At 70.6% G+C, this 24,238-nt stretch carries 17 protein-coding genes and 1 pseudogene; 8 read left to right on the top strand and 10 right to left on the bottom strand.

What is annotated here, in order from left to right:
* The first annotated feature begins 152 nt into the window (after window positions 1-152).
* Window positions 153-1,460 (top strand): hypothetical protein, encoded by a 1,308-nt coding sequence (locus ACQPZK_RS10325; RefSeq protein WP_433538079.1) that lies wholly within the window; start codon window positions 153-155, stop codon window positions 1,458-1,460.
* Here ACQPZK_RS10325 and ACQPZK_RS10320 read toward each other — a convergent pair.
* Together ACQPZK_RS10320 and ACQPZK_RS10315 are read right to left on the bottom strand one after the other, a co-directional pair.
* Window positions 1,398-2,696, bottom strand: coding sequence for a glycosyltransferase (locus ACQPZK_RS10320; RefSeq protein ID WP_433538078.1), 1,299 nt, complete (start codon window positions 2,694-2,696; stop codon window positions 1,398-1,400). The genes ACQPZK_RS10325 and ACQPZK_RS10320 overlap by 63 nt on opposite strands.
* Window positions 2,693-3,778, bottom strand: a complete 1,086-nt coding sequence (locus ACQPZK_RS10315) for a glycosyltransferase (protein ID WP_433538077.1) — start codon at window positions 3,776-3,778, stop codon at window positions 2,693-2,695. Before ACQPZK_RS10315 ends, ACQPZK_RS10320 begins: the two co-directional genes overlap by 4 nt.
* A 173-nt stretch (window positions 3,779-3,951) precedes the next feature.
* On the opposite strand from ACQPZK_RS10315, the gene ACQPZK_RS10310 reads away from it, so the two are divergent.
* Window positions 3,952-5,196: a glycosyltransferase gene (locus tag ACQPZK_RS10310; protein WP_433538076.1), complete on the top strand. Its 1,245-nt coding sequence runs from the start codon at window positions 3,952-3,954 to the stop codon at window positions 5,194-5,196.
* On the opposite strand, the gene ACQPZK_RS10305 is transcribed toward ACQPZK_RS10310, so the two are convergent.
* The 4 genes from ACQPZK_RS10305 to ACQPZK_RS10290 form a co-directional block, all read right to left on the bottom strand.
* Window positions 5,193-5,726, bottom strand: a complete 534-nt coding sequence (locus tag ACQPZK_RS10305; RefSeq protein ID WP_433538075.1) for a DapH/DapD/GlmU-related protein — start codon at window positions 5,724-5,726, stop codon at window positions 5,193-5,195. The two genes, ACQPZK_RS10310 and ACQPZK_RS10305, sit on opposite strands and share 4 nt — an antisense overlap.
* Window positions 5,692-7,209, bottom strand: coding sequence for a lipopolysaccharide biosynthesis protein (locus ACQPZK_RS10300; protein ID WP_433538074.1), 1,518 nt, complete (start codon window positions 7,207-7,209; stop codon window positions 5,692-5,694). Before ACQPZK_RS10300 ends, ACQPZK_RS10305 begins: the two co-directional genes overlap by 35 nt.
* Window positions 7,209-8,156 carry an NAD-dependent epimerase/dehydratase family protein gene (locus ACQPZK_RS10295; RefSeq protein WP_433538073.1) on the bottom strand — a complete coding sequence of 316 codons (948 nt, stop codon included), beginning with the start codon at window positions 8,154-8,156 and terminating at the stop codon, window positions 7,209-7,211. Before ACQPZK_RS10295 ends, ACQPZK_RS10300 begins: the two co-directional genes overlap by 1 nt.
* Before the next feature lie 102 nt (window positions 8,157-8,258).
* Window positions 8,259-8,939 (bottom strand): acyltransferase, encoded by a 681-nt coding sequence (locus ACQPZK_RS10290; protein WP_433538072.1) that lies wholly within the window; start codon window positions 8,937-8,939, stop codon window positions 8,259-8,261.
* Between the two features lie 197 nt (window positions 8,940-9,136).
* Between ACQPZK_RS10290 and ACQPZK_RS10285 the strand changes: the two genes are divergently transcribed.
* Both ACQPZK_RS10285 and ACQPZK_RS10280 read left to right on the top strand, forming a co-directional pair.
* Window positions 9,137-12,238, top strand: a complete 3,102-nt coding sequence (locus ACQPZK_RS10285; protein ID WP_433538071.1) for a M14 family zinc carboxypeptidase — start codon at window positions 9,137-9,139, stop codon at window positions 12,236-12,238.
* Between the two features lie 101 nt (window positions 12,239-12,339).
* Entirely contained in the window at window positions 12,340-13,251 is a 912-nt protein-coding gene (locus ACQPZK_RS10280) for an NAD(+)/NADH kinase (protein WP_433539164.1), read from the top strand.
* 161 nt (window positions 13,252-13,412) lie between these two features.
* Here the strand turns inward: ACQPZK_RS10280 and pgm are convergent, their stop codons facing one another.
* Window positions 13,413-15,059, bottom strand: coding sequence for a phosphoglucomutase (alpha-D-glucose-1,6-bisphosphate-dependent) (pgm, locus tag ACQPZK_RS10275; RefSeq protein WP_433538070.1), 1,647 nt, complete (start codon window positions 15,057-15,059; stop codon window positions 13,413-13,415).
* Between the two features lie 31 nt (window positions 15,060-15,090).
* Window positions 15,091-16,323, bottom strand: a complete 1,233-nt coding sequence (glgC, locus tag ACQPZK_RS10270) for a glucose-1-phosphate adenylyltransferase (RefSeq protein ID WP_433538069.1) — start codon at window positions 16,321-16,323, stop codon at window positions 15,091-15,093.
* 72 nt (window positions 16,324-16,395) lie between these two features.
* On the opposite strand from glgC, the gene glgA reads away from it, so the two are divergent.
* The 4 genes and pseudogenes from glgA (at window position 16,396) to glgB (ending at window position 22,648) form a co-directional block, all read left to right on the top strand.
* Window positions 16,396-17,601: a glycogen synthase gene (gene glgA, locus ACQPZK_RS10265; RefSeq protein WP_433538068.1), complete on the top strand. Its 1,206-nt coding sequence runs from the start codon at window positions 16,396-16,398 to the stop codon at window positions 17,599-17,601.
* A gap of 4 nt (window positions 17,602-17,605) precedes the next feature.
* A complete protein-coding gene (locus tag ACQPZK_RS10260; RefSeq protein WP_433538067.1) occupies window positions 17,606-18,085 on the top strand; it encodes a hypothetical protein in 480 nt (159 codons plus the stop codon).
* Between the two features lie 154 nt (window positions 18,086-18,239).
* Window positions 18,240-20,288 (top strand): annotated as a pseudogene (locus tag ACQPZK_RS10255) (maltotransferase domain-containing protein); the annotation flags it as partial.
* Window positions 20,289-20,545: 257 nt separating this feature from the next.
* Complete coding sequence (glgB, locus tag ACQPZK_RS10250; protein ID WP_433538066.1) at window positions 20,546-22,648, top strand: 1,4-alpha-glucan branching protein GlgB; 2,103 nt, start codon at window positions 20,546-20,548, stop codon at window positions 22,646-22,648.
* Window positions 22,649-22,805: 157 nt separating this feature from the next.
* Here glgB and ACQPZK_RS10245 read toward each other — a convergent pair whose 3' ends face one another.
* Window positions 22,806-23,084, bottom strand: a complete 279-nt coding sequence (locus ACQPZK_RS10245) for a hypothetical protein (protein WP_433538065.1) — start codon at window positions 23,082-23,084, stop codon at window positions 22,806-22,808.
* Window positions 23,085-23,099: 15 nt separating this feature from the next.
* Entirely contained in the window at window positions 23,100-24,137 is a 1,038-nt protein-coding gene (locus tag ACQPZK_RS10240; RefSeq protein WP_433538064.1) for an App1 family protein, read from the bottom strand.
* Window positions 24,138-24,238 lie beyond the last annotated feature (101 nt).

Genomic DNA, 24,238 nt, shown 5'->3' with positions numbered 1-24,238 from the left:
GACGCGGGAGCACCAGCCGGATGACCACGACAGCACCGAGCGCCACACGTTGGAACGCCCCCGCGACGGCGACGGCGCGGCCGGTTCAGCACCATGGACCCTTTCGCCATTCGTCGCGCGCCTGGTTGCCACTGCTGCTGGCCGTAGGCTGGATGCTCGGGACATTCGGCTTCTTCTGGGCCGGGGCGCTGGCGCAACAGGTCCCGAACCCCGCCAAGCTGTGCCTGTTCGTATTCAGCGCCACCGGCGCCTTTGCCGCCGGTTACGCCGCGCAGCTCTACCGCCGCAGCACACCTCGACGATCGGGCGGCGCGACGCGGTCGACCGACATCCGGCGGATCCGCAGGCTCGTTCTGGCCGGCGGGATCTACCATGTCGCGCTCGGTGTGGCCCTGCTGCTCGAATACGGGGCGACCGGCCCCGGCAGCATCCTCGCCAGTCTGCAGGACCCCGCGGCGGCCTACCTCAACAAGTTCACGGTCTATCAGCAGCAGCAGGACAGCGGGCGCGCGAACCCGGCCATCCAGGTTCTCACTCTGCTCGGCGTGCTGGGTACGGCGCTCGTTCCGCTGCTCGTCGTCCACTGGCGACGGCTGACGAGTGGCCTACGGCTGGTCGGACTCGCGGGCGTCGGTGTCTACAGCCTCTTCTTCCTCTACATCGGCACCCTCAAAGGGCTCGGCGACTTCGTGCTGATGATGGCGGCCAGCCTGCTCATCGCCGCATCGCGTGGGCCGGGCCGGCTCGGCCGGACAAAGAAGCGTCGACGCGCGACAGTGCTGGTGGCGGTCGTCGTGGCCCTCTTCTGCGCCTATCTGGTCAGCAACCAGGCCGATCGGGTGGACCAGTTCGGCACCCACGACCGTGTCCGTGCCAACCCGACAGTGGAGCGCATCGTCGGCGAGCATGCGGCGACCGGAGTGGCCGCTGTGATGATCTATCCGACCCATGGCTATCTCGGTCTCGCGTACAACCTCGACACACCGTTCGTCTGGTCGCACGGCCTCGGCAGCACTCCGGCGGTGACCTCGTACGGCACCCAGTACTTCGGGGTCGACGCCGACCGGTATCCGGCCTATCCGACGCGTACCGAGGCCCGGACGGGATGGCCGGCGGGTCTGTACTGGGCAACGATCTATCCCTGGCTCGCCTCCGACCTCACGTTCCCGGGGACCGTCCTGTTCATGGCGTTGCTGGGCTGGTTCTTCGCCGGGCTCTGGCGCCAGGTGAACCTCGCCGGCGGCATCCTGCCGACCCTGCTCTTCGTGCAGATGTGCCTGCTCGTCACCTACATCCCGGCGAACAATCAGCTCGGCATGTCACGCCCGGGGATGATCGGTCTCGTCACCCTGCTGATGCTGTACACGTGGAACGCCCTGACGAACAGCGCGGGCGATTCAAGGCCGCCCGAGGTGCAGCGGCGACCCGCGCCCCTGCTCGGCGGTGTGCACATCCCCTGATCGGGCGACCGACAGGCCGGCCAGGAACGACCGGATGCGTCGGCCCTGCGCTGCCGGACCACGGGTCTCCCGTACGAAAGCGGCACCGGCCGCGCCGAGAACGGCTCTCTGGTCGGGAGGCATCGCCAGCAGCAGCCGCAGGGCTTCGCGCAGCCCATCGACCGTGTCCGTCTCGGCAAAGCGCAGGTACGGCTCGTAGTCGGGCGGAATGCCCGGCAACCGTGTGGTCGCCACGGGAACGCCGGTGGACAGGTACTCGATGAGCTTCGACGGAAACGAGTAGCGGACGAACGACTGATCCACCGGCCGCGGGTTCACCAGCACCGACGCGCGGGCGAGGCGCTGCACCAGCGCGGCGCGGTCCAGCAGCTCCGGCGGGGAGATCCGAGGGTCGGCCTCCGCCTGCGTCCGCGACCACTCCTCCAGCTCTCCCCGCCCGAACAGCAGCAGACGCAGATCCGGGTCGGCCATACCGCGAAACGCCTCGACGAGACGGTCGACACCGTACGCGCGGGTCAGCCCACCCGCGTAGACGATGTCGCGGGTGGCGGTGTCTGACCTGGGAGGGGAGGCGTCGAGGCCGCCGGGTGACGCCCCGGCGGCGGGTGGATCACAGATCCCCTCCATGACCAGGCGGGGAATCGACGGTGCGAAGTCCTCGCCGAGCGCCGCGGTGAGCACCACGACCCCGGAGGAGCGGCGCAGCGCCATGCGGACCAACGCGTGGTCCAGCCGGCGCAGCGCGCGGACGATCCGCCCGTCATCGGGGAGAACCACACCGGGGGGGTCGGTCAGCACCGGCACCACCCGTGCCGCGCCTCGCCACGCGACCAGGACGCCGAACCACAGGAACGGCGTGTGGACGCCGTGGATGAGCAGGACGTCGTCGCCGTGTCGACGCAACGTCCGCGACCCTGCGCGCACGGCGGACACGAACCGGGTCAGGTGCTTCAGGCCGAGGAGATTGACGAAGCCGAGCAGCTCCCCGTGCACGCCGTCCTGCTGGAACCGCCCCGACCGGAAGCGGATCTGCCGGTTGCGCGGGAACGTCGACGCGGGCGCCGCCGAGAGCAGACGTACCGGACAGCCCGCCGCGCGCAGGCTCCGCACCAGGCCCCAGGCGAACGTGTGCGTCTGCGTGGGTAGGACGACGTCTCGCGCCACGATCTCGCGGAACACGTCGTCGGCGACCGTGAAGCCGAGCAGCAGCACGCGGGGAGACTGCTCGTCGGTCACGCCTCCTCCTCCAGGATGCGCTGGTAGACGCCGTCGAGAGACCGGAGCATGACCGGCAGGCTGTAGCCGTCGTGCACCACCTTGCGGCCCGTCTCCCCCAGGTGCCGACGTTCGGCGGCGTCGTCGAGCAACGGCTCGAGGGCAGCGGCGAATGCGGCCGGGTCTCCCGGCGGCACGAGGTGACCGCCGCCCTGGCGAAGCACCTCGACGTTGCCGCCGACGGCGGAGGCCACGACGGGTAGCGCGTGGGCCATCGCCTCCAGCAGGGCGTTGGACAGGTTCTCGTGCAGGGTGGGAAAGACGAAGACGTCGGCGGCCGAGAGGAGGTCCGGCACGTCGAGCCGATTGCCGAGCAGCAGCACCTCGGTGCCGTGGACATCGGCCAGGGCTTCGGCGATGCCCGCACGGTCCGGTCCGTCGCCGGCGACCAGCAGCACCCGGCGGCCCGGTCGTGGCGGCAGTCGCCGCAGCGCGTCCGCCAGCACCCCGAAGCCCTTGTCCCAGTTCAGCCGCGCTACCGCGATCATGGCCACGTCCTCGTGGCCCAGGCCGAGGGCGGCACGTCGACTGCTCCGCGCCGCCCCGACGTCGACCGGGAGTGGGACCCCGTTGGGGATCACGCCGACGAACTTGTGCGCCTGCGCCCGCACGAAATCCCGGCCGGCGGCGTACTCGCACACCGTGGCGACGTGGCTGGCCATCCGCAGAGTGGCCGGTTCCGCACCACCGGCCAAGAGCGCCCTACGCCAGCTGCGGCCGGTGTGTCTCAGATCCCGCACGGTGCCGTGCACGGTGACCAGGATTCTGGGACAGCCGGCCAGTCGGGCGGCGAGCACGCCATGAAAGCCCTCGTTCTGCAGGCCCCGGACGTGCACCAGGTCGGGGCGCACCCGCCGCAGGAGCCGGACCCATTCGCGCAACAACGGCACGTTGAGGCCGCCGTTGCCACCGGTCTGGTGCATGCGGACGAACTCGTACCGGTCGCTGAGCGTGGAATCCAGCACGCGCCCCACGGCGGTCAGTGGCCCGTTGGCGCCGGGCGTGCCGGCCGAGTGCTGCACGACGACCGGCCGTGCGCGCACCGGTGGAGAGCTCGGACCGTGGTCGTCCCCACTGACTCGCTGCACTGAGACTCCATCGTCGACCGTGGGCCACCGACGGCGCGCCCTGAATGCCCGGTAATCGAATCGGTGCGTACAGTAACACCGGCATTAGCCGTCAAAAGCTTGAGACACGCTTTATACGAACGGAACGCATGAAAAGCGACGAGACTCTCACCTCTCCGGCTCAGTCGGCGATCGACTCGGGCGAGCCGGTACCACGAGTGGTCATGGTGGCCGCGTACCGGTTCCCGCACGGCGACGCCATGTCGAACCGGCTGCTCCAGCTCGCTCGCTCCGCGACTCCCCCGGGCGCGACCACCGTGATCGTGAACGACTGGCCCGGCACCGAACGCCCACCCGAGCCGGTCGACCTGCCACCCGAGCTGCGGCTGATCACGCTGTTCGCCGCTGACGGGGGCGGGAGACTCCGGCGCTGGGCACACCGGCAGAGTCGTCCACTGCGCGTACTCAGGGCACTGCGTCAAACGGGCATACCCACCGGCGAGGTCACCGGCATCTGCCTTCCGCTGGGACTGTGGAACCTGACCACGTGGATCGTGCTGCGGCTGACGATGCGCTGCCCGTTGACTGTCGACGTGCTCGAACGGCACGAGCCCGGACAGTTCCGCCACGGACGCCTGACGCCCTACTTCATCCGGCACCGATGGCACTCGCTCCTCGCGGGACACCTGGCCGATCGGGTGATCGCGATCTCCACGACGCTGCGACGACGCCTCAGCCGAGGGAACCGCCCCATCCTGGTGGTGCCGCCCCAGGTCGACTGCGCCGATTACCGCCCACCGGCGCCACCGCCACTGAAGGACGGCCTACGGCTGCTGTACGCCGGCACCGCCGGCCCCAAGGATCGTCTCGCCGCCCTGCTGGAGGGCATCCGCCGGCTGCCGGAGCCCGATCGTCGGCGGGTACGGCTGACCGTGGCCGGCATGACCCGGGAGCAGGCCGCCACCATGTCCGACCTGGACGACAGCGTCGTGGCGGACCTCGCCGACCAGATCGTCTTTCTGGGCCGGGTGTCGCGTGACCGCGTCCTGGCCGAGCTGCGCACGGCGCACTACTCGGTGCTGGTCCGACCCACCGGGGGCTACGCCGATGCGGGCTTTCCGTCGAAGGTGCCCGAGAGCCTGGCCGCCGGCTGCCCGGTTCTGCTCAACCACACCAGCGACCTGGCGACGTACATCGACGACGGGCGCGAGGGCATCGTGCTGGCGGGGCCTGACGCGGACGACGTCCGGGACGGCCTTCGGCGGGCGCTCGCCCTCGACGACGCGCAGTGGTGGCAGATGAGCCGCTCTGCCCGGGATCGGGCTTCAGCGTTCGACTACCGCGCCTGGGTGTCGGCGGTCAGCGCGTTCGTGGCCGGTCGGCCCCCTGTCTAGGACCGCGACACGCCGTAGATCTCGCGGATCACCGCAGCCTTCTCCTGAGCCGGCAGGTGGCCACAGCCGAGCGACTTGGCCCGCATCGCGGCGAGGTACTCGTCGGTGCTGCGGAGAACGCGCGCGGGCACACCAGCGGCGACGCTCCCGTCCGGAACGTCACGGGTCACGACCGAGCCGGCTCCGATGATGCATCGATCCCCGATCCGGACCCCCGGCATGATGATCGACCGGACACCGATGTAGACGTCGTCGCCGACACTGATCGGCGCGGTCCACTCGAGATCCGGGTACTCCCGGCGCAGGATGAGGGTGCCGCCGTCATGCGTGAGGAACTGCACGCCGGCGGTGATGTAGACGTTGTCGCCAAGTGTGATCAGCCAGGGCTCGGAGCCGAACATGCTCCGGTTGACGCCGTAGAAACGCGCGCGCCCGCGCAGATTCACGCCGATGGAGCGCGCGAACCCTTCCGGGTCGCGGGCCGCCGCTCGGCGATCACGCAGGGCAGCGAGGATGCTGCGCACCATCATGCTCCATCTCAGGTGAAGTGGACGTCCTGGCGGAAACTTCCGCCAACGCCTTTCGGTAACCGACGATGGCGGCGGGGAGCACGGTCACCCCGTACGACAGCGCCGAGGCGATTGCGACACCGGACAGACCTTCGCTGCCGGCCAACAGGATCTTCAGCGGTACGGCGACAAGCAGGCAGGCCACCCACCCGATGAACTGTGGCCCCAGCAGCCCGACGCTGTTCTGCACCATGAAGAGCGGCGACGCGACGGCGACGGACACCGACCACACGGCGAGCGCGACGAACAGCGGGATCGGCACCCGCTCGAGGTCGTCCGACCGCACCCAGATGCGCAGGATGTCGTTGCCACCCAGCACGAGGCACAGCGCGGGGAGCGCCACCGCCGCGGCGGACAGGTAGATCATCCGTCGGGTGCTACGTCGCACCCAGCTCACGTCGCCCCGGGCGAGAGCTTCGCCGTTGGCCGGCCAGAGCGGCAGATTGACCAGAGTGACGAACAGCGCCAGCACGGCGAACATCCGCAGGATCACCGCGTAGTTCGCGGCCGCGTGCAGACCCAGCACCCGACCGACGAGGAAGCCGTCGAGGTTGAGGGCGAGGGAGGTGAGCACCGAGAGCCCGAAGAACCGGGACCCCAGCCGGAGGAGGCCGCGCACCTTCGTGGCTCGTACGTCCCTCAGGCGCGGTCGGAGATCGGGTTGCTGCCAGCCGAAGAACCAGACGGAGTTGGCCAGGCTCATCAGGGGCACGGCAAGCACCGCGGCCGCGATCACCAGGACCGGGTCGGCCTTCGCGCCGGCGGCAACCACCACCAGGCCCGCCGAGATCAGGCTGCCGGCCGCCTGCCAGAGGTTGCTCGCTCCGACCTGCTGGTGGGCGTACTGCACCCGTTGGATGAGGGCCAGCGGAATGTTGACCAGGAAGGCGCCGAAGCAGAGCAGCACGACCGCTCGGGCGTCGCGGGCCACCACCGGGTCGGTCACATTCAACAGCGACGGCCAGGCCACCCACCGGACAGACGCCACGAGCACCAGCAGCAACGTCACCGCCAGCGTGCCGAGCAGGGCGTACGCGCTGGCGATCTCCCGGGCCGCCGCCCGACGGTCACCGGTGGCGTACAGCCGTGAGAGCCGGGTGAGCAGGCCGTTTCCCAGGCCGAAGTCGGCGAACAGCGCCATCGCGGTCAGTGACGTGATCGCCATCCACATGCCGTACCGCTCGGGGCCGAGATAGCGGAAGGCGACGGGGGTGATCAGCAGTGGCGCGACCAGGCCGACGGCTTTGCCCGCGAGCGACGAGGCGATGCCGGCGACGAGTGCCCGGCCTCGCGAGCGCCGCGCCACCGACAGGTCGTCGTCCTCGCGTACCGCCGCTTGCGCCGTCGTGGTCCGTTCCGTTCGCGCGGTGTCCGCGGGCGTCTGGTCGACCGTGTCGACCAGGGCAGGTGAGACCGCGCCGGCACCCGGGGGCCGGTCGACCATCAGGCGGGCTGCTTCATCACATGCGCCTCGAACCACTCGACGGTGGCTCGCAGACCGTCGATCCGGGGAGTCGGAACCACCTGCGGAAAGAGCGAGCGGAGAACCCGGTTGTCGGCCTCGGAGTGCCGGACGTCCCCCGGACGTGGCGCCACGTGCCGCCGGGCGATCGGGCGACCGATGATCTGCTCCAACTCGGACACCACGGTGTGCAGCTCCGCCCGGGCGCCGAAGGCGAGATTGACCGGCTGAGGATGGGACACCGACCGTTCGACGGCGTCGAGCAGCACGGCGCAGACCGTCTCGACGTAGGTGAAGTCGCGGGACTGCCCACCGTCGCCGTGGAGTTCGATCTCCTCGCCACGCAGCGCCGCGTAGACGAAGCGGGGTATGACGGCGGCATAGCCGTGGTCGTGCCGTTGAGCGGGGCCGTAGACGTTGAAGAACCGGAACGCGAGGGTGGGTAGGCCGAAGGACGTCTGGTAGGCCAGCGCGTACGCCTCGGTGGCGAGCTTGCTCACGGCGTACGGGCTGAGCGGACGGGTCCAGGCGAGCTCGGTCTTCGGCAGGGTGGGGTTCGCGCCGTAGACCGAGGAGGACGAGGCGACGACGACATGGCCCACCCCGTGCCGGCGAGCGGCCTCGAGGACCCGCAGCGTGCCGGTGGCGTTGGCGTGGTGTGAGGCGATCGGGTCACGCAGCGAACGCGGCACGCTCGGCAGCGCGGCCAGGTGCACCACCGCGTCCCGGCCGACCATCGCCCGATCCAGCGCGTCGTCGTCGAGCATCGAGCCGGGAATCGTGTCCACGTCGAGGCCGTCGAGGTTGCTCATCCGCCCCGTGACCAGGTCGTCGAGAATCCGGATGTCGGTGACGCTGCTGCGCAGGATCGCGGCACGGGCCAGGTTGGACCCGATGAACCCCGCACCGCCGGTGATGAGTAGTCGCATGCGTTCGCCTCCGGGCACCGTTCAGTGGTCATCCGGTCCAACGAGCATCCGCAGCGACCGTCACGTTTCGTCATCACACGACTACAAGACGGGTCCCATGCCTCAGTGGAGGGCAGCCTCGGTCGAGGTCGGCCGCGGCTCGGCCCCGGGCAGGTCCCGCAGCGCCGCCAGATCCGTCGGCGTCAGTCGGCGCTCCGGGGGATAGACCAGCTGCTCGTGCGAAATGATCGTCTCCACTGGCCAGCGCAACCGGATCACCCGGGCCGGATTGCCGGCGGCGATCGCGTAGGCCGGCACGGAACGGGTCACCACGGCGCCGGCCCCGATCACCGCGCCACGACCGATCGTGACGCCGTGCAGGATGACGGCACGGGTGCCGACCCAGACGTCGTCACCAATCGTCACCCCCCGGTCGAGGTCGCCGTCGGCGGACCCCTTCTCGACGGCGACCATCGGCACGCCGACGCGGTCGATCCGGTGGTTGCCGCCCCGGATGGTCACCTCCGGGCCGAACATGACGTTGTCCCCGATCCGGATCCGAGATCGAAGAGCCATGAGGATCGGACGATGCCCGAGATCGACGTTGCGGCCCACCTCGATCGTCTCGTAGGTGTAGACGCCGTCCGGGTCGAAAGCGAAGTTGTCCCCGTAGGCGGCGAACCGACCGACGTTCGCCACACCTCGCAGGGCCCTGCGCGCCCGGGTCGCGGTGGCCCCGATCAGGTCCAGGAGACGGGCCAGCCCCACGATCGCGCGCCTCGGGCGGCGCGAGGATACGCGCATCAGCGGCCTCCCCTATCCGATGTCGTCACCACCACTGCGGACAACGAGTGAGCGTACGTGCGGAATGCGGCTTCGATGCCGAAATGCTGGTTAACTGGGCCACGGACGGTCAGCCGGCCGCCACTCATCGACCTATTGACATCTCTCGGGGCAGACCGAAGGCTCGCGCCTACAGGTCCTTCACCCAAGGAGGCGCGATGAGACCGAGACGACTGGCGATCGCCGGCGTGGTCACCCTGCTCGGAGCCCTGGCACTGGCCCCACCGGCGAGCGCGCGGCCACCATCGGATCCCGCCGCCCGCGAGGGCCTGGAGGTGTACGTCGGCACGGTCGACGGAAAGCAGCGGGACCTGCTGCGCGAGGCCGGTGTGGACCTCGGTCACGACGCCACGGCGGACTCGGCCGGACGCACCACCGTCGAGACTGTCCTCACCCCGCGGCAGGCGAAGCGGCTCATCGACAAGGGCGTACCCCTGCGGGTGAAGAAGGTCCGCGGCAAGGACGCGTCGCAGGCGCTCCGGGAGCAGGCCGCCGGAGGCTGGTCGGCGTTCCGCCCGTACAGCGAACCGGGCGGCCTGCGTGACGAGATGACCGCCACCGCGGCGCGGTTCCCGAAACTGGCCAAGTTGGAGACGATCGGCAGGACCCAGCAGGGCAAACCGATCCTCGCCGTGAAGGTGACCAAGGACGCGCGCAAGGTCCGCGACGGCCAGCGACCGGCGGTCCTCTACTCCGGCGCGCAACACGCCCGCGAGTGGATCACTCCGGAGATGACCCGCCGCCTCATGCACCACGTCCTCGACGGCTACGGCAAGGACCGGCAGATCACCCGCCTGCTCGACACGACCGAGCTGTGGTTCCTGCCGGTCGCCAACCCGGACGGCTACGACTACACGTTCACCCCCGGCAACCGCCTCTGGCGCAAGAACCTGCGGGACAACAACGGCGACGGCCAGATCGGCCCCGGCGACGGCGTCGACCTGAACCGCAACTTCTCCTTCAAGTGGGGGTACGACAACGAGGGCTCCTCGCCCGACCCGAACAGCGAGACCTACCGGGGCCCCCGACCCTCCTCCGAGCCGGAGACGAGGGCCCTGGACGGGCTGCTGCGCCGGGTCGGCTTCGAGTTCTACGTCAACTACCACTCGGCGGCCCAACTGCTGCTCTACGGCGTCGGCTGGCAGGTCAGCACGCCGACACCCGATGACGTGATCTACGAGGCGATGGCCGGCGACGACGCCCATCCGGCCGTTCCCGGCTACGACCCGGACATCTCCGCCGAGCTGTACACCACCAACGGCGACACCGACAGCCACGCCACCGTCAGGTACGGCACGCTGGGCTTCACCCCGGAGATGTCGACCTGCGACTCGGCGGCGGCTGTCGACCCGGACGACGAGTGGCGTCCGGAGGACTGCGTCAGCGACTTCATCTTCCCCGACGACGAGACGCTGATCGCCGGCGAGGTCGCCAAGAACCTGCCGTTCGCGCTGGCCGTGGCGAAGTCCGCGGCCGACCCGGACGACCCGGTGTCGGTGGTGGGTCGCAGCACGCCCGACTTCGTGGTGGACACCTTCGACACCTCGTACGGGCGCACCCAGCAGGTCGCCTCCATCACCCGCCGCGCCCTGAAGAACGTGCGCATGCACTACACGGTCAACGGCGGTCGGCCGAAGACGGTCGGGGTCCGCGAGTGGCGCGGCGGCGAGCGGTACGGCGACACCAACGACGACTACTACGCCGAACTGCGCGGCACGGTCACCGGCGCCAAGCCCGGGGACCGGGTGGAGGTCTGGTTCACCGGCGTCAAGCAGCGCGCCGGGGTGGTGGCCAGCGAGCACTTCACCTACCGGGTGCACACCGACATCGGCGGCGACGTGCTGGTCCTCGCGATGGAGGACGTCACCGGGCTGAGCCCGGCGCAGACCGGCGCCGGCGCCAGGTACGCCGACGAGATCGCCGCGTCGCTGACCGCCGCCGGACGCACCAGCGACGTGTACGACTTCGACGCCATGCGTCGCACGGCCCCGCACCCGCTGGGCGTGCTGTCGCACTACAAGGCGGTGGTCTGGGAAACCGGTGACGACATCATCCTGCGCTCCCCCGGTCAGGTGGCCGGCACGACGGCCAAGGCCGCGCTGGACACCGAACTGGCCGTGCGTGACTACCTCAACGAGGGCGGCAAGCTGCTCGTCAGCGGCCAGTACGCCCTCTACGCGCAGGGCGCCAACGGCGCGTACGTGTACCAGCCGGACGCGCCGCCGGAGTGCACCGACGGGGACGACCCGGCCTGCCTGCCGCTGCTGAACGACTTCCAGCAGTACTGGCTGGGCGCGCACACCTACGTCAGCGACGGCGGCACGGGCGACGACGGCCCGTACCCGGTCCAGGGCGTCGACGGGGCGTACGCCGGACTGTCGGGCACCCTCAACGCGCCCGGCTCGGCCGGCAACCAGACCCACACGGCCTCGTTCCTGACCACGTCGAGCTTCCTGCCGGTGGACGACTTCCCGCAGTTCGCCAGCTCCGCGCCGGTGGACTGGGTGCGTCCGGGGTCAGCGCCGTTCGACCCGCGCACGGGTGACTGGTACCTGTGGAGCGGGCAGGCCGACGAGTCGTACAAGCGGCTCACCCGCACCGTGGACCTGACCGGAGCCACGAGCGGCGAGCTGCGTTTCGCCGCCTCGTACGACATCGAGACGAACTGGGACTTCCTGATCGTCGAGGCGCATGAGGTGGGCAGCGACGACTGGACCACGCTGCCCGACGCCAACGGGCACACCGGCCAGGAGACCGGGGACAGTTGCGAGTCGGGGTGGCAGAGCCTGCATCCGTTCCTCGCGCACTACCAGAGCACGGACTGTTCGCCCACCGGCAGCACGGGCCAGTGGTACGCCATCACCGGAGCGTCCGGCGGCTGGCAGGACATCTCGGTCGACCTCACGGCGTACGCCGGCAAGCAGGTCGAGGTGTCGATCTCGTACGTCTCCGACTGGGGCACCCAGGGCCTGGGTGTGTTCCTGGACGACGCCCGGGTGCTCGTCGACGGCGCCACGGTCACCGAGACCTCGTTCGAGACCGAGGACCTGGGCGGTTGGACCGTGGCCGGTCCGCCCGCCGGTTCCGCCGGTAACGCCACCGACTGGTCGCGCAGCCAGCAGGCGTTCGAGGAGGGGTCCGTGGTGGTCACCGCGGACACCGTCTACCTGGGCTTCGGGCTGGAGGGCCTGCCGCCGGCCGCGCGGAACGACCTCGTCGCCCGCTCGCTGACCCACCTGACCGGGCGGCCGCGCCGCTGACGGTACGAGGTGCGCCGGCGGCCCGTGGGACCGCCGGCGCACCTTCGGGTGTACGCCGGACGCGTCCGACACCGGTGTGGTGAGCTGTACGGGTGTCGGGACTGGGTCTGGTACTGCACCCCACCCGGGATGTCACCGAGGTGGTCGGGATCATCGAACGGTGGGCGACGCGCCACCACAAGACGCTCTACGTGCGCGCTGAGGACAAGCACCGGGTGCCGGCCACCGTCGAGCCCCTGCCGGAGATGGAGGTGGCCGTCCGCGCCGACGCGTTGATCAGCATCGGCGGTGACGGCACCATGCTGGGCGCGCTGCGCTCGGCCATTCTCGACCCGAAGCCGGTGCTCGGCGTCCACCTGGGCCGCCTCGGTTTCCTCGTCGAGATCGAGCCACCCGCGTTGCCGGAGGCGCTGAGCCGGCTGCTGTCCAAGGACTTCACCATCGAGTCGCACGCCTGCCTGGCCTGCGACGTGTGCGGCGACGACGTCGTGGCGTTCAACGACATCGCGCTGGTCCGGCGGCCCGGCTCGGGCTTCGTCAGCGCCACCCTCGCCATCGACGGGCAGCGCTACGGCTCCTACCGGGCCGACGCCGTGGTGGTGAGTACGCCGATCGGCTCCACCGCGTACAGCTACGCCGCCGGCGGTCCGTTGATCTCCCCGGCGGCGGACGCCGTGGTCGTCACGCCGTCCGCGCCGATGGCCGGCATCTCCCGCTCGGTGGTGCTCTCCGGCGACGAGAAGATCCGGCTGGAGTTGGAGCCGCACTCGTCATCCGTCGTGGTGGAGATGGACGGGTTGGTCTACCGCGACGCGGCCGACGAGGGCGCTGTGGAGATCAGCTATCGGCGCAACGCCGGGTTGGTGGTCCGCTTCGACCCGCTGCGCTACCAGGAGCGCAACCAGTTGAAGATGAGCCTCCTGGACCTACCGTTCCTCCCGGAACAACTGAAGGCCCTGATCCCCAAGGAACTCCAGAACCCCAACGAAAAAGACATCCCCCCACGCTGCTAACCCCCCCGGGTGCCCGGTCCCCACCCCCACCCCCGGACCCCGTTGATCATGAAGTTATTGCCGTCCGCCTCGGCGTGTCGTGGCAATAACTTCATGATCAACGGGGTGGGCGGCGGGTGCGGGGGCCTGCCCCCTGGGGGGCGGGGGGTGGGGGGGTTGGGTTAGGGGGTTTGGGTCAGGGCTTGGTCTACCAGGGTTTTGGCTTCTTCCTGGATCTTCTTCAGGTGGTCGGGGCCCTGGAAGGACTCGGCGTAGATCTTGTAGACGTCTTCCGTGCCCGAGGGGCGCGCGGCGAACCAGCCGGACTCCGTGCTGACCTTCAGGCCGCCGATCGGGGCGTTGTTGCCGGGGGCTGTGGTCAGGGTCGCGGTGATCGGTTCGCCGGCCAGCTCGGTAGCGGTCACCTGGTCCGGGGAGAGCTTGGCGAGCACCGCCTTCTGCTCGCGGGTGGCCGGGGCGTCGATCCGGGCGTACGCGGGCGCGCCGAAGCGCTCGGCCAGCTCCGCCCAGTGCTCGCTCGGACTGCGCCCGGTGGTGGCCAGGATCTCGGAGGCCAGCAGACAGAGCAGGATGCCGTCCTTGTCGGTGGTCCAGGTGGAGCCGTCGCGGCGCAGGAACGACGCCCCGGCGCTCTCCTCGCCGCCGAAACCGACCGCCCCGTCGAGCAGGCCGGGCACGAACCACTTGAACCCGACCGGCACCTCCAGCAGCGGTCGGCCCAGGTCGGCAGCCACCCGGTCGATCATCGAGGACGACACCAGGGTCTTGCCCACGGCGGCGTCCGGCCCCCAGTCGGCGCGCGTACGGAACAGGTGCCCGATCGCCACCGCCAGGAAGTGGTTGGGATTCATGAGGCCGCCGTCGGGGGTGACGATGCCGTGCCGGTCGGCGTCCGCGTCGTTGCCCGTGGAGATCTGGTAGTCGGCGCGAGCGGCGATCAGCGACGCCATCGCGTTCGGCGAGGAGCAGTCCATCCGGATCTTGCCGTCGCCGTCGAGGGTCATGAACCGCCAGGTCGGGTCGACCGTCGGGTTGACCACGGTCAGGTCCAGCCGGTGTCGCTCGGCGATCTCACCCCAGTACGCCACGCTGGCACCGCCCAGCGGGTCCGCGCCGATACGGATGCCGGCGTCGCGGATGGCGTCGATGTCGATCGCGGCCGGCAGGTCGTCGACGTAGTGGGCGAGGAAGTCGTACTCCCCGGTGGTGTCGGCGGCCCGGGCTCGCGCGTAGGTGATCCGCCGGACCTCCTTGAGCCCGGCGGTCAGGATCGCGTTGGCCCGGTCCTGGATCCACCGGGTGACGTCGGTGTCGGCCGGCCCGCCGTTGGTGGGGTTGTACTTGAAACCGCCGTCGTCCGGCGGGTTGTGCGACGGGGTGATGACGATGCCGTCGGCGAGCCCGCTGGTGCGCCCCCGGTTGTGGGTGAGGATCGCGTGCGACAGCGCCGGCGTGGGGGTGTAGCCGTCGCGGCTGTCCACCAGCACGGTGACGCCGTTCGCGGCGAGGACCTCCAGCGCGTCCACGGCGGCCGGCGCGGAGAGCGCATGGGTGTCCCGGGCGAGGAACAGCGGGCCGTCCAGGCCCTGCTCCCGGCGGTAGTCGCAGAGCGCCTGCGTGACCGCGAGGATGTGGTCGGAGTTGAACGCGTTGCGCAGGCTGGAGCCCCGGTGACCGGAGGTGCCGAAGGAGACCTGCTGCGCCGGGTCCGCGGGGTCCGGATGCTCGGCGTAGTAGGCGGTCACCAGGCGCGGCACGTCGACCAGGTCGGCGGGCTCGGCGGGCTGGCCGGCACGGGGATGGGTCACTGCGGGATCCTCCTCGGTGTGAGCGGGTCGGTCACGGCTCGACCTTCTGGCCCTTGCCGATGACCACGATGCCGTTGTCGGAGACGGTGTAGCGCTGGCGGTCCTTCTCCAGGTCGACGCCGATCTCCACGCCCTCGGGCACGAACACGTTCTTGTCCAGGATCGCCCGTCGGACCACCGCGTGTCGGCCGATCTCGACGCCTTCCATCAGCACCGAGCCCTCGACGTGCGCCCAGGAGTGCACCCGCACCTTCGGCGACACGATCGAGTTCTCCACGAGCGAGCCGGAGATCACCACACCGGGCGAGACCATCGAGCCGACCGCCCGGCCGACCCGCTCACCCCACTGGTGGACGAACTTCGCCGGCGGCCACGGCGGCTGCTCCGTGTAGATCGGCCAGTCGAAGTTGTAGAGGTTGAAGACGGGGTGCACGTTGATCAGATCCATGTGCGCGTCGTAGAACGAGTCGAGCGTCCCCACGTCCCGCCAGTAGCCCCGGTCCCGGTCGGTGCTGCCCGGCACCTCGTTGTCGCGGAAGTCGTAGACGTTCGCCTCGCCCCGCTCGACGAGCATCGGGATGATGCTGCCGCCCATGTCGTGCTTGCTGCTCTTGTCGGCGGCGTCGCGCTCGACCGCCTCGCAGAGGGCCCGGGTGGTGAAGACGTAGTTGCCCATCGAGGCGTAGATCTCGTCCGGCGCGTCCGGCAGGCCGACCGCGTCGGTGGGCTTCTCGCGGAACGCGCGGATCTTCCGGCCGTCCTCGCTGACCTCGATGACACCGAACTGGTCGGCCATCGACAGCGGCTGGCGGATGCCCGCCACGGTGACCGCCGCGCCGGAGGCGATGTGGTCCTCCACCATCTGCCGGGGGTCCATCCGGTAGATGTGGTCGGCACCGAAGACGATCACGTAGTCGGGCTGCTCGTCGTTGATGAGGTTGAAGCTCTGGTAGATGGCGTCGGCCGAGCCGGCGAACCACCACGGCCCGCGGCGCTGCTGCGCCGGAACCGGGGTGACGTAGTTGCCGAGCAGCGTGGACATCCGCCAGGTCTTGGTGATGTGTCGGTCGAGGGAGTGGGACTTGTACTGGGTCAGCACGACGATCTTGAGATAGCCGGCGTTGGCCAGGTTGGAGAGGACGAAGTCGACCATGCGGTACATCCCGCCGAACGGGACGGCCGGCTTGGCCCGGTCCGTGGTGAGTGGCATCAGGCGCTTGCCCTCCCCACCCGCCAGGACGATCGCGAGCACCTTGGCAGCCATGCCCCGACGCTATCCACCCGCGTGCCACTTCACCACTCGTACGGGGACTCTTCTGCACTAGGGTGCGGGGTCATGACGGAACCCACCCCGCTGCGCGTCGACCTGCTCACCCGCGAGTACCCGCCGGAGGTCTACGGCGGCGCGGGCGTGCACGTCGAGTACCTGGCCCGGGAGCTGCGTCGCCTCGCCGACGTCCGCGTGCACTGCTTCGGCCTCCCCCGCGCGGAGCCGGGTGTCACGGCGTACGCCGATCCGCCCGGCCTGACCGGCGCGAACGCCGCGCTGCGGACGATGGGCGTGGACCTGGAGATGGCCGCCGGCGCCGCCGGCACCGACGTGGTGCACAGCCACACGTGGTACGCGAACCTGGCCGGGCACACCGCGAAGCTGCTGCACGGGGTGCCGCACGTGGTGACCGCGCACAGCCTGGAGCCGCTGCGGCCGTGGAAGGCCGAGCAGCTCGGCGGCGGCTACGCGCTCTCCTCCTGGATCGAGCGCACCGCGATGGAGGCCGCCGACGCGGTGATCGCGGTCAGTGCGGGCATGCGCAGCGACGTGCTGACCGCGTACCCGCAGATCGACCCGGCGAAGGTCCGGGTGGTCTACAACGGCATCGACACCGTGCAGTACGCCCCGGACTCCGGCACCGACGTGCTCGACCGGCTCGGCATCGACCCGGCGCTGCCCAGCGTGGTCTACGTGGGCAGGATCACCCGCCAGAAGGGCCTGCCCTACCTGCTGCGGGCCGCCCGGGAGCTGCCCGCCGACACGCAGCTCGTACTGCTGGCCGGCGCGCCGGACACGGCGGAGATCGCCGCCGAGGTCGAGGACCTGGTGACCGAGCTGCGGGCCAACCGATCCGGCGTCGTCTGGGTGGCCGAGATGCTGCCCAAGCCCGAGGTGATCCAGGTGCTCACCCACGCCACAGTCTTCGTCTGCCCCTCGGTGTACGAGCCGATGGGCATCGTGAACCTGGAGGCGATGGCCTGCGAGACGGCGGTGGTGGCGACCGCCACCGGCGGCATCCCCGAGGTGGTGGCCGACGGCGAGACGGGCCTGCTGGTGCCGATCGAGCAGGCCACCGACGGGTCGGGGACGCCGCTGAAGCCTGAGACGTTCGTGGCCGACCTGGCGGCGGCGATCAACGGGCTGCTCGCCGACCCGGCACGGACCGAGCGGTTCGGTCTGGCCGGCCGGCGGCGCGCGGTCGAGCACTTCTCGTGGGACGCCATCGCGCGGCAGACCCTGGACGTGTACCGCTCCGTCGGCGCGCGCTGACGTCATGCGCTACGACGAACTCGAAGCCGCGATCCTGCACCTGGTCGTCGCGGCGGGCGAGGACGAACTGCGAGCGTTCGGCCTCGACACGGTCACCCGGCTGACCCGCGACGATCTGCTCGACACCGCCGTCGACGACGAGATGACCGAGGACGCGTGGGCGGCGCTCGCCAGCGCCCGCGAGAACGTGCGAACGGCCGACGCGACGGAGCTGCGCGCGCTGCTGGTTCGGATCGACGAGGGCATCCTCGCCGACGGTGACCTCGATCAGGGTCTCCTGACGGCCTTCACCGCGCTGGAGCACTGGACCACCTATCTGGAGGAGAACGCGCGCGGGGAGATCTACGAGCTGGCCATCCGCGCTGTCGAGGAGGTCGACTTCCAGGTCTCGGCCGACCTCGACGACGTCCTCGCCACCCCGGAGATGGCCGCCGAGTACGCCCGGATCGAACGCCTGCTCACCGGCGGCCCCGAACCGGCATAGCGGTTCCTGAAGATCCGCGCAACGTCGGGCAAACTGCTGCATCCACGCGCTCTGATGCAGCAGTTTCCCCGAAAGTGAGCGGATCTTGGGTCGGGTGCCCACCGGGCGGGTGCTTGGCCGCGCGCGAGCGGATCTCGCACAGTAGGTTGGCGGAGTGACAGGACGGTTCCCGATCGAAGACGTCTCCCCCGTCGTCTCGTGCGGGCGGTACCCGGCCAAGGCGGTCGTCGACGAGCCGGTTCCGGTGTCGGCGCGCGCCTACCGGGAGGGGCACGACGCGCTGGGCTGCAATGTGGTGTGGGCCGGCCCGGACGGTGAGGAACGGCCGTTCACCCGGATGCGCCCCGGCGAGCCCGGCCAGGACCGCTGGCACGCCACGATCCGCCCGGACGCCGTCGGCTCCTGGACCTTCACCGTTGAGGCTTTCCAGGACCCTTACCTGACGTGGCAGAACGCGGTCACCAAGAAGATCGCCGCCGGGCAGGGCCCGGAAGATCTCGCCAACGACCTCGCCGAGGGCGTGCGGGTGCTGGCCGCTGCCCAGGACCTGGTGCCGGCCGCCGACCGCGCGCGCGTCGCCGACGCACTCACCGCCCTCGCGGCCACCGACCTGCCGTTGCCGCAGCGTGTCGGGCCGGCGCTCGCCCTCGCCGACCTGCTCTGGGAGCACCCGGTGCGGGAGTTGGTCACGGTCTCTGACGCGTACTCCCTCTGGGTTGACCGCAAGCGGGCCCTCTTCTCGGCCTGGTACGAGTTCTTCCCGCGCTCCGAAGGAGCGGCGGGTGGTCGCTCCGGCACCTTCGCCACCGCGACCGAGCGGCTGCCGGGCGTCGCCGCGATGGGCTTCGACGTGCTCTACCTGCCGCCCATCCACCCGATCGGCCGGATCAACCGCAAGGGCCGCAACAACGCGCTCACCGCCGGGCCGACCGACGTGGGCTCGCCGTGGGCGATCGGCGCCGCCGAGGGCGGCCACGACACGATCCACCCCGACCTGGGTACGCCGGCGGACTTCCGAGCCTTCATCGAGGCGGCCGCGGCGCAGGGCCTGGAGGTGGCGATGGACCTGGCGTTGCAGTGCGCGCCGGACCACCCGTGGGTCACCGAGCACCCGGAGTGGTTCACCACCCGGGCCGACGGCAGCATCGCGTACGCGGAGAACCCGCCGAAGAAGTACCAGGACATCTACCCGGTCAACTTCGACAACGACCCGGAGGGCATCCGGGCCGAGGTGCTGCGGGTGGTGCTGCACTGGGTGGGCGAGGGCATCCGGATCTTCCGGGTGGACAACCCGCACACCAAGCCGTTCGACTTCTGGCACTGGCTCATCGCCGAGGTCAAGAAGGTCGACCCGGACGTGTTGTTCCTCGCCGAGGCGTTCACCCGGCCGGCCATCATGCACGGGCTCGGCAAGATCGGCTTCACGCAGTCGTACACCTATTTCACCTGGCGCACGACGGCCGCGCAGATGCGGGAGTACTGCGAGGAGCTGGTCGAGTCGGCCGACCACATGCGGCCGAACTTCTGGCCCAACACGCCGGACATCCTGCACGAGTCGTTGCAGCACGGCGGTCCGCCGATGTTCAAGATCCGGGCGGTGCTGGCGGCGCTGCTCTCCCCCTCCTGGGGCCTGTACGCCGGTTTCGAGCTGTTCGAGCACGTGGCCCGCCCGGGCGCCGAGGAGTACCTGAACAACGAGAAGTACGAGCTGCGCCCCCGCGACTGGGCCGCCGCCGAGGCGCAGGGCCGCTCGCTGGCCCCGTTCCTGACCACCCTCAATCGGGTACGCCAGGACAACCCCGCCCTGCACCAGCTCCGGAACCTGCGGTTCCACGAGATCGACAACCCGGCGCTGCTGTGCTGGTCGAAGCACGACCCGGAGACCGGCAACACGGTCCTCGTGGTCTGCTCGTTCGACTCGCGCGAGGTGCAGTGGGGCAACACCACGCTCGACATGCCGGCGCTCGGGTTCGACTGGCACGAGCGTTTCACCGTGTACGACGAGCTGACCGGCGCCAGCTACGACTGGGGGCAGCGCAACGCGGTACGGCTCGACCCGTACCTGCAACCGGCGCACGTGCTGACCGTCCGCCGCCCGACGCCGCCCGCCGTCCCCGAGCCGGCCGGCGTCGAACCGGCGGACCTCACCGTCGCCGACGTCCCGGACGACCTGTCGGGTGGCACCTCACCGACGGCCCCCGCACCGACGTCCGCCACGGACCCGACGCCGGGCACCGGCCCGACGGCCGGCGCTGGAACTGCGGCCGGCGCAGGTCTCACGGGCGGCGCTGGCACTGCGGGCGGCGCTGGCACTGCGGGCGGCGCTGGCACTGCGGCGCGTTCGTCCGCTGCCCGCCCCTCCGCTCCCCGCCCGGCTCCTCCCCGCTCGGCCGCGGCCCGCTCGACGAAGCCCCGCCCGTCCGCCCCCGCACCGACCGACGCCGCACCGAAGGACGACCGATGGACCAGCTGATCACCGGTGTGACGCACGACCCGCACGCGCTGCTCGGGGCGCACCCCGCCGAGGGGTCGACCACGATCCGCACGATGCGCCGGGGCGCGGGTGACGTGACCCTGCTCGTCGGCGACGAGCGGCACCCCATGAAGCGCGTGCACGACCTGGGCATCTTCGAGGCGCAGGTCGAGGGCGGTGTGCTCGACTACCGGGTGGAGGTCGACGGCACCGCGCACGACGACCCGTACCGCTATCCGCCGACGCTCGGCGAACTGGACCTGCACCTCATCGGCGAGGGCCGGCACGAACGGCTGTGGGACGCGCTCGGCGCGCGGGTCTTCGACGAGGGCGTGGCGTTCAGCGTCTGGGCTCCCAACGCCCAGGGCGTACGCGTGATCGGTGACTTCACCGGCTGGGGCGCGGACGACGGCTGGCCGATGCGCTCGCTCGGCTCCAGCGGAGTGTGGGAGCTGTTCGTCCCCAACGCCCGGGTCGGCGCCCGCTACAAGTACCGGGTGCTCGGCGCCGACGGGCAGTGGCGGGACAAGGCCGACCCCCTGGCGGCGTACGCGGAGGTGCCGCCGGCCACCGCGTCGGTGGTGTACCACTCGACGTACCGGTGGAACGACGCCGACTGGCTGGCCCGGCGGGCCGAGCGCCAGCCGCACCAGGAGCCGATGAGCGTGTACGAGGTGCACCTCGGCTCCTGGCGACCCGGCCTCGGCTACCGGGAGCTGGCCGACCAGCTCACCGCGTACGTCACCGAGCTGGGCTTCACGCACGTGGAGTTCCTGCCGGTGATGGAGCACCCGTTCGGCGGCTCCTGGGGCTACCAGGTGACCGGCTACTACGCCCCGACGTCCCGCTTCGGCGACCCGGACGAGTTCCGCCACCTCGTCGACGCCCTGCACGCCGCCGGCATCGGAGTGATCCTCGACTGGGTGCCCGCGCACTTTCCCAAGGACGAGTGGGCTCTCGCGCGCTTCGACGGCACCCCGCTGTACGAGCACCCCGACCCCCGTCGCGGCGAGCACCCCGACTGGGGCACGTACGTCTTCGACTTCGGCCGCCGCGAGGTGCGCAACTTCCTGGTCGCCAACGCGCTGTACTGGTGCGACCAGTTCCACGTCGACGGGCTGCGCGTCGACGCGGTCGCCTCGATGCTCTACCTGGACTACTCCCGCGAGGCGGGCCAGTGGGCCCCCAACCAGTACGGCGGTCGGGAGAACCTGGAGGCCATCGCGCTCATGCAGGAGGTGAACGCGACGGTCTACAAGCACCACGCCGGCGTCGTGATGATCGCCGAGGAGTCCACCGCGTGGCCGGGGGTCACCCAGTCCACCGCCGAGGGCGGGCTGGGCTTCGGGTTCAAGTGGAACATGGGCTGGATGCACGACACCCTGCTCTACACCTCGAAGGACCCGATCTACCGCCAGCACCACCACCACCAGCTCACGTTCTCCCTGGCGTACGCCTGGAGCGAGAACTACGTGCTGCCGATCAGCCACGACGAGGTCGTGCACGGCAAGGGCTCGCTGGCCGGCAAGATGCCCGGCGACACCTGGCAGCGGCTGGCGAACGTCCGGGCGCTGCTGGCGTACATGTGGGCACACCCCGGCAAGCAGTTGCTCTTCATGGGCTCCGAGCTGGCCGACGACCGCGAGTGGAGCGAGGAACGGGGCCTCGACTGGTACCTGCTGCACGACCCGGCCCGCGCTGGTGTGCAGCGGCTCGTCGGTGACCTCAACCGCGTCTACCGGGCCACCCCGGCGCTGTGGGCACAGGACACCGAGCCGGCCGGGTTCCGCTGGATCGCCGGAGACGACGTCGCCAACAACACCGTCTCCTTCGTCCGCATCGCCCCGGACGGCTCGACGCTGGTGTGCGTGGCGAACTTCTCCGCCCAGCCGCTGCACGACTACCGGATCGGCCTGCCGGCCGGCGGAACGTGGACCGAGGTGCTCAACACCGACGCGCACCACTACGGCGGTTCCGGGGTGGGCAACCTGGGCGAGGTGCACGCCGAGGACGTGCCCTGGCACGGCCTGGTCGCCTCGGCGGCCCTCCAGGTCCCTCCGCTGGGCGTCGTCTGGCTCCGCCAGGGCTGACCCCGCCTGCCATCTGCATGATCACTTGATGCTGACCAGTTGTCAGAGGCCACCAGGAACTGGTCACCATCAAGTGATCAAGGCTCAGGTTGGGCGCAAGGAGGAGCACACGGAGCTGCCGGTTCATCCTGGACCCGCAGCGCCCCTCCCCCTCGTGCTAGCCACGCAACAGATGCTGCCCGCCGGCGACAAGCATGACCAGACCCGCCGGGACTATCAGCACTCCGACGAGCCTGTCCAGCAGGACGAACCGCCGTCGGCGCTCAACGAGTCGCTCGTCCTGCCATTCGAGTTTTCTCGACGGCGTCAAGGGATGCACGGCACTCATGGCGAGGGCGATGTGTTTCGTCGCGACACCCCGGTAGTCCAGCGCGAGGACGAGCCCTATCGTCACCAGGAGCAGGCCCAACACGATGCTGATCAGCGCTCGCCACACGACGACGCTCCTTCGTCAGACGAGGCCGGCGTCGCGGAGTAGCTGCCACAGGCCGGCGCCGTCGGGCGCGGAGAGCCACTTCTGCCCCACCGGCCCGGAGGGTCGCCCAGCCGGGGCGGGCAGGCTACCGGCCAGCACCGACTGCGTCGGGGACAGCCTGCGGATCGCCACCCCGGCAACGTTCTCCGGGTGGGCGGCGGCGAACTCCCGGTAGATCTCCTGGTCGTGCTGGCCGTCGTCGCCGACCAGCAGCCAGCGCACGTCGGGAAACTCCCGGGCCAGTCGGGCGAGGGTGGAGCGCTTGTGCTCCATGCCGCTGCGGAACCACCGGTCGGCGGTCGGCCCCCAGTCGGTGAGCAGCAGCGGCCCGGCCGGATAGAGGTGCCGGGACAGGAACCGCGTCAACGTCGGCGCGACGTTCCACGCGCCGGTGGAGAGGTAGAAGACCGGGGCGCCGGGGTGCGCGGTGACCAGCCGCTCGTAGAGCACCGCCATACCGGGTACGGCGGCGCGGGCGTGCTCGTCGAGGACGAAGGTGTTCCACGCGGCGAGCAGCGGCCGGGGCAGCGCCGTCACCATCACCGTGTCGTCGATGTCGGAGAGGATGCCGAACTTGACGTCCGGGTCGAGGATGCGCACGGGGGCGTCGACGGGCTCGGCGTCGGGGACGCTGAGCCGTACGGTGCCCCAGCCGGGTGGTAGGTCGGCCTCGACGAGCGTGTCGACGAACCCGCTGCGGTCGGCGCGGGCCTCGTGCCGCACCCCGCCGGCCTCGATGTGCACGGTGACGTGCTTGGCGGGCAACGTGGTGAAGCTGCGCCAGCCGCGGACCTTCTCCAGCCGACCCCGCTGGCGGGTGTCCGGACGGCCGAGTAGCACCCGGCACATGACGCGCACCCAGCCGGGGCGGCCGTAGCCGGTGTAGGCGACGATGTTGATCCGCCAGCCGGTTCGGCGCAGCCGACGCTCCACGAGCTGGTGCACGGCGTCTTCGATCCGCGCGGCCCGGTGCAGGTTCGGCACGGCCAGTTGGCCGGCGGGTGTGGGTGGCACCCGCCAACCCTGCCACACGCCGACGCCGACGGCCACGCGAGCGGGTCCGAACCGCAGCCCGCCAGCCAGGCCGGACTGGGCGGAAGCGGCCCGGCCGGCCG

Source organism: Micromonospora sp. CA-249363 (genome assembly GCF_050950185.1).
GTDB lineage: Bacteria > Actinomycetota > Actinomycetes > Mycobacteriales > Micromonosporaceae > Micromonospora.
The sequence above is the reverse complement of the archived record's forward strand: the minus strand, read 5'-3'. Positions and strand labels throughout refer to the sequence as shown.

Excerpts from the sequence above, each read along its gene's own strand:
- ACQPZK_RS10325 (WP_433538079.1), top strand. The coding sequence starts at position 153 with ATGCTCGGGACATTCGGCTTCTTCTGGGCCGGGGCGCTGGCGCAACAG.
- ACQPZK_RS10310 (WP_433538076.1), top strand. The coding sequence starts at position 3,952 with ATGAAAAGCGACGAGACTCTCACCTCTCCGGCTCAGTCGGCGATCGAC.
- ACQPZK_RS10305 (WP_433538075.1), bottom strand. The coding sequence starts at position 5,726 with ATGATGGTGCGCAGCATCCTCGCTGCCCTGCGTGATCGCCGAGCGGCG.
- ACQPZK_RS10300 (WP_433538074.1), bottom strand. The coding sequence starts at position 7,209 with ATGGTCGACCGGCCCCCGGGTGCCGGCGCGGTCTCACCTGCCCTGGTC.
- ACQPZK_RS10295 (WP_433538073.1), bottom strand. The coding sequence starts at position 8,156 with ATGCGACTACTCATCACCGGCGGTGCGGGGTTCATCGGGTCCAACCTG.
- ACQPZK_RS10290 (WP_433538072.1), bottom strand. The coding sequence starts at position 8,939 with ATGCGCGTATCCTCGCGCCGCCCGAGGCGCGCGATCGTGGGGCTGGCC.
- ACQPZK_RS10285 (WP_433538071.1), top strand. The coding sequence starts at position 9,137 with ATGAGACCGAGACGACTGGCGATCGCCGGCGTGGTCACCCTGCTCGGA.
- glgC (WP_433538069.1), bottom strand. The coding sequence starts at position 16,323 with ATGGCTGCCAAGGTGCTCGCGATCGTCCTGGCGGGTGGGGAGGGCAAG.
- glgA (WP_433538068.1), top strand. The coding sequence starts at position 16,396 with ATGACGGAACCCACCCCGCTGCGCGTCGACCTGCTCACCCGCGAGTAC.
- ACQPZK_RS10260 (WP_433538067.1), top strand. The coding sequence starts at position 17,606 with ATGCGCTACGACGAACTCGAAGCCGCGATCCTGCACCTGGTCGTCGCG.
- glgB (WP_433538066.1), top strand. The coding sequence starts at position 20,546 with ATGGACCAGCTGATCACCGGTGTGACGCACGACCCGCACGCGCTGCTC.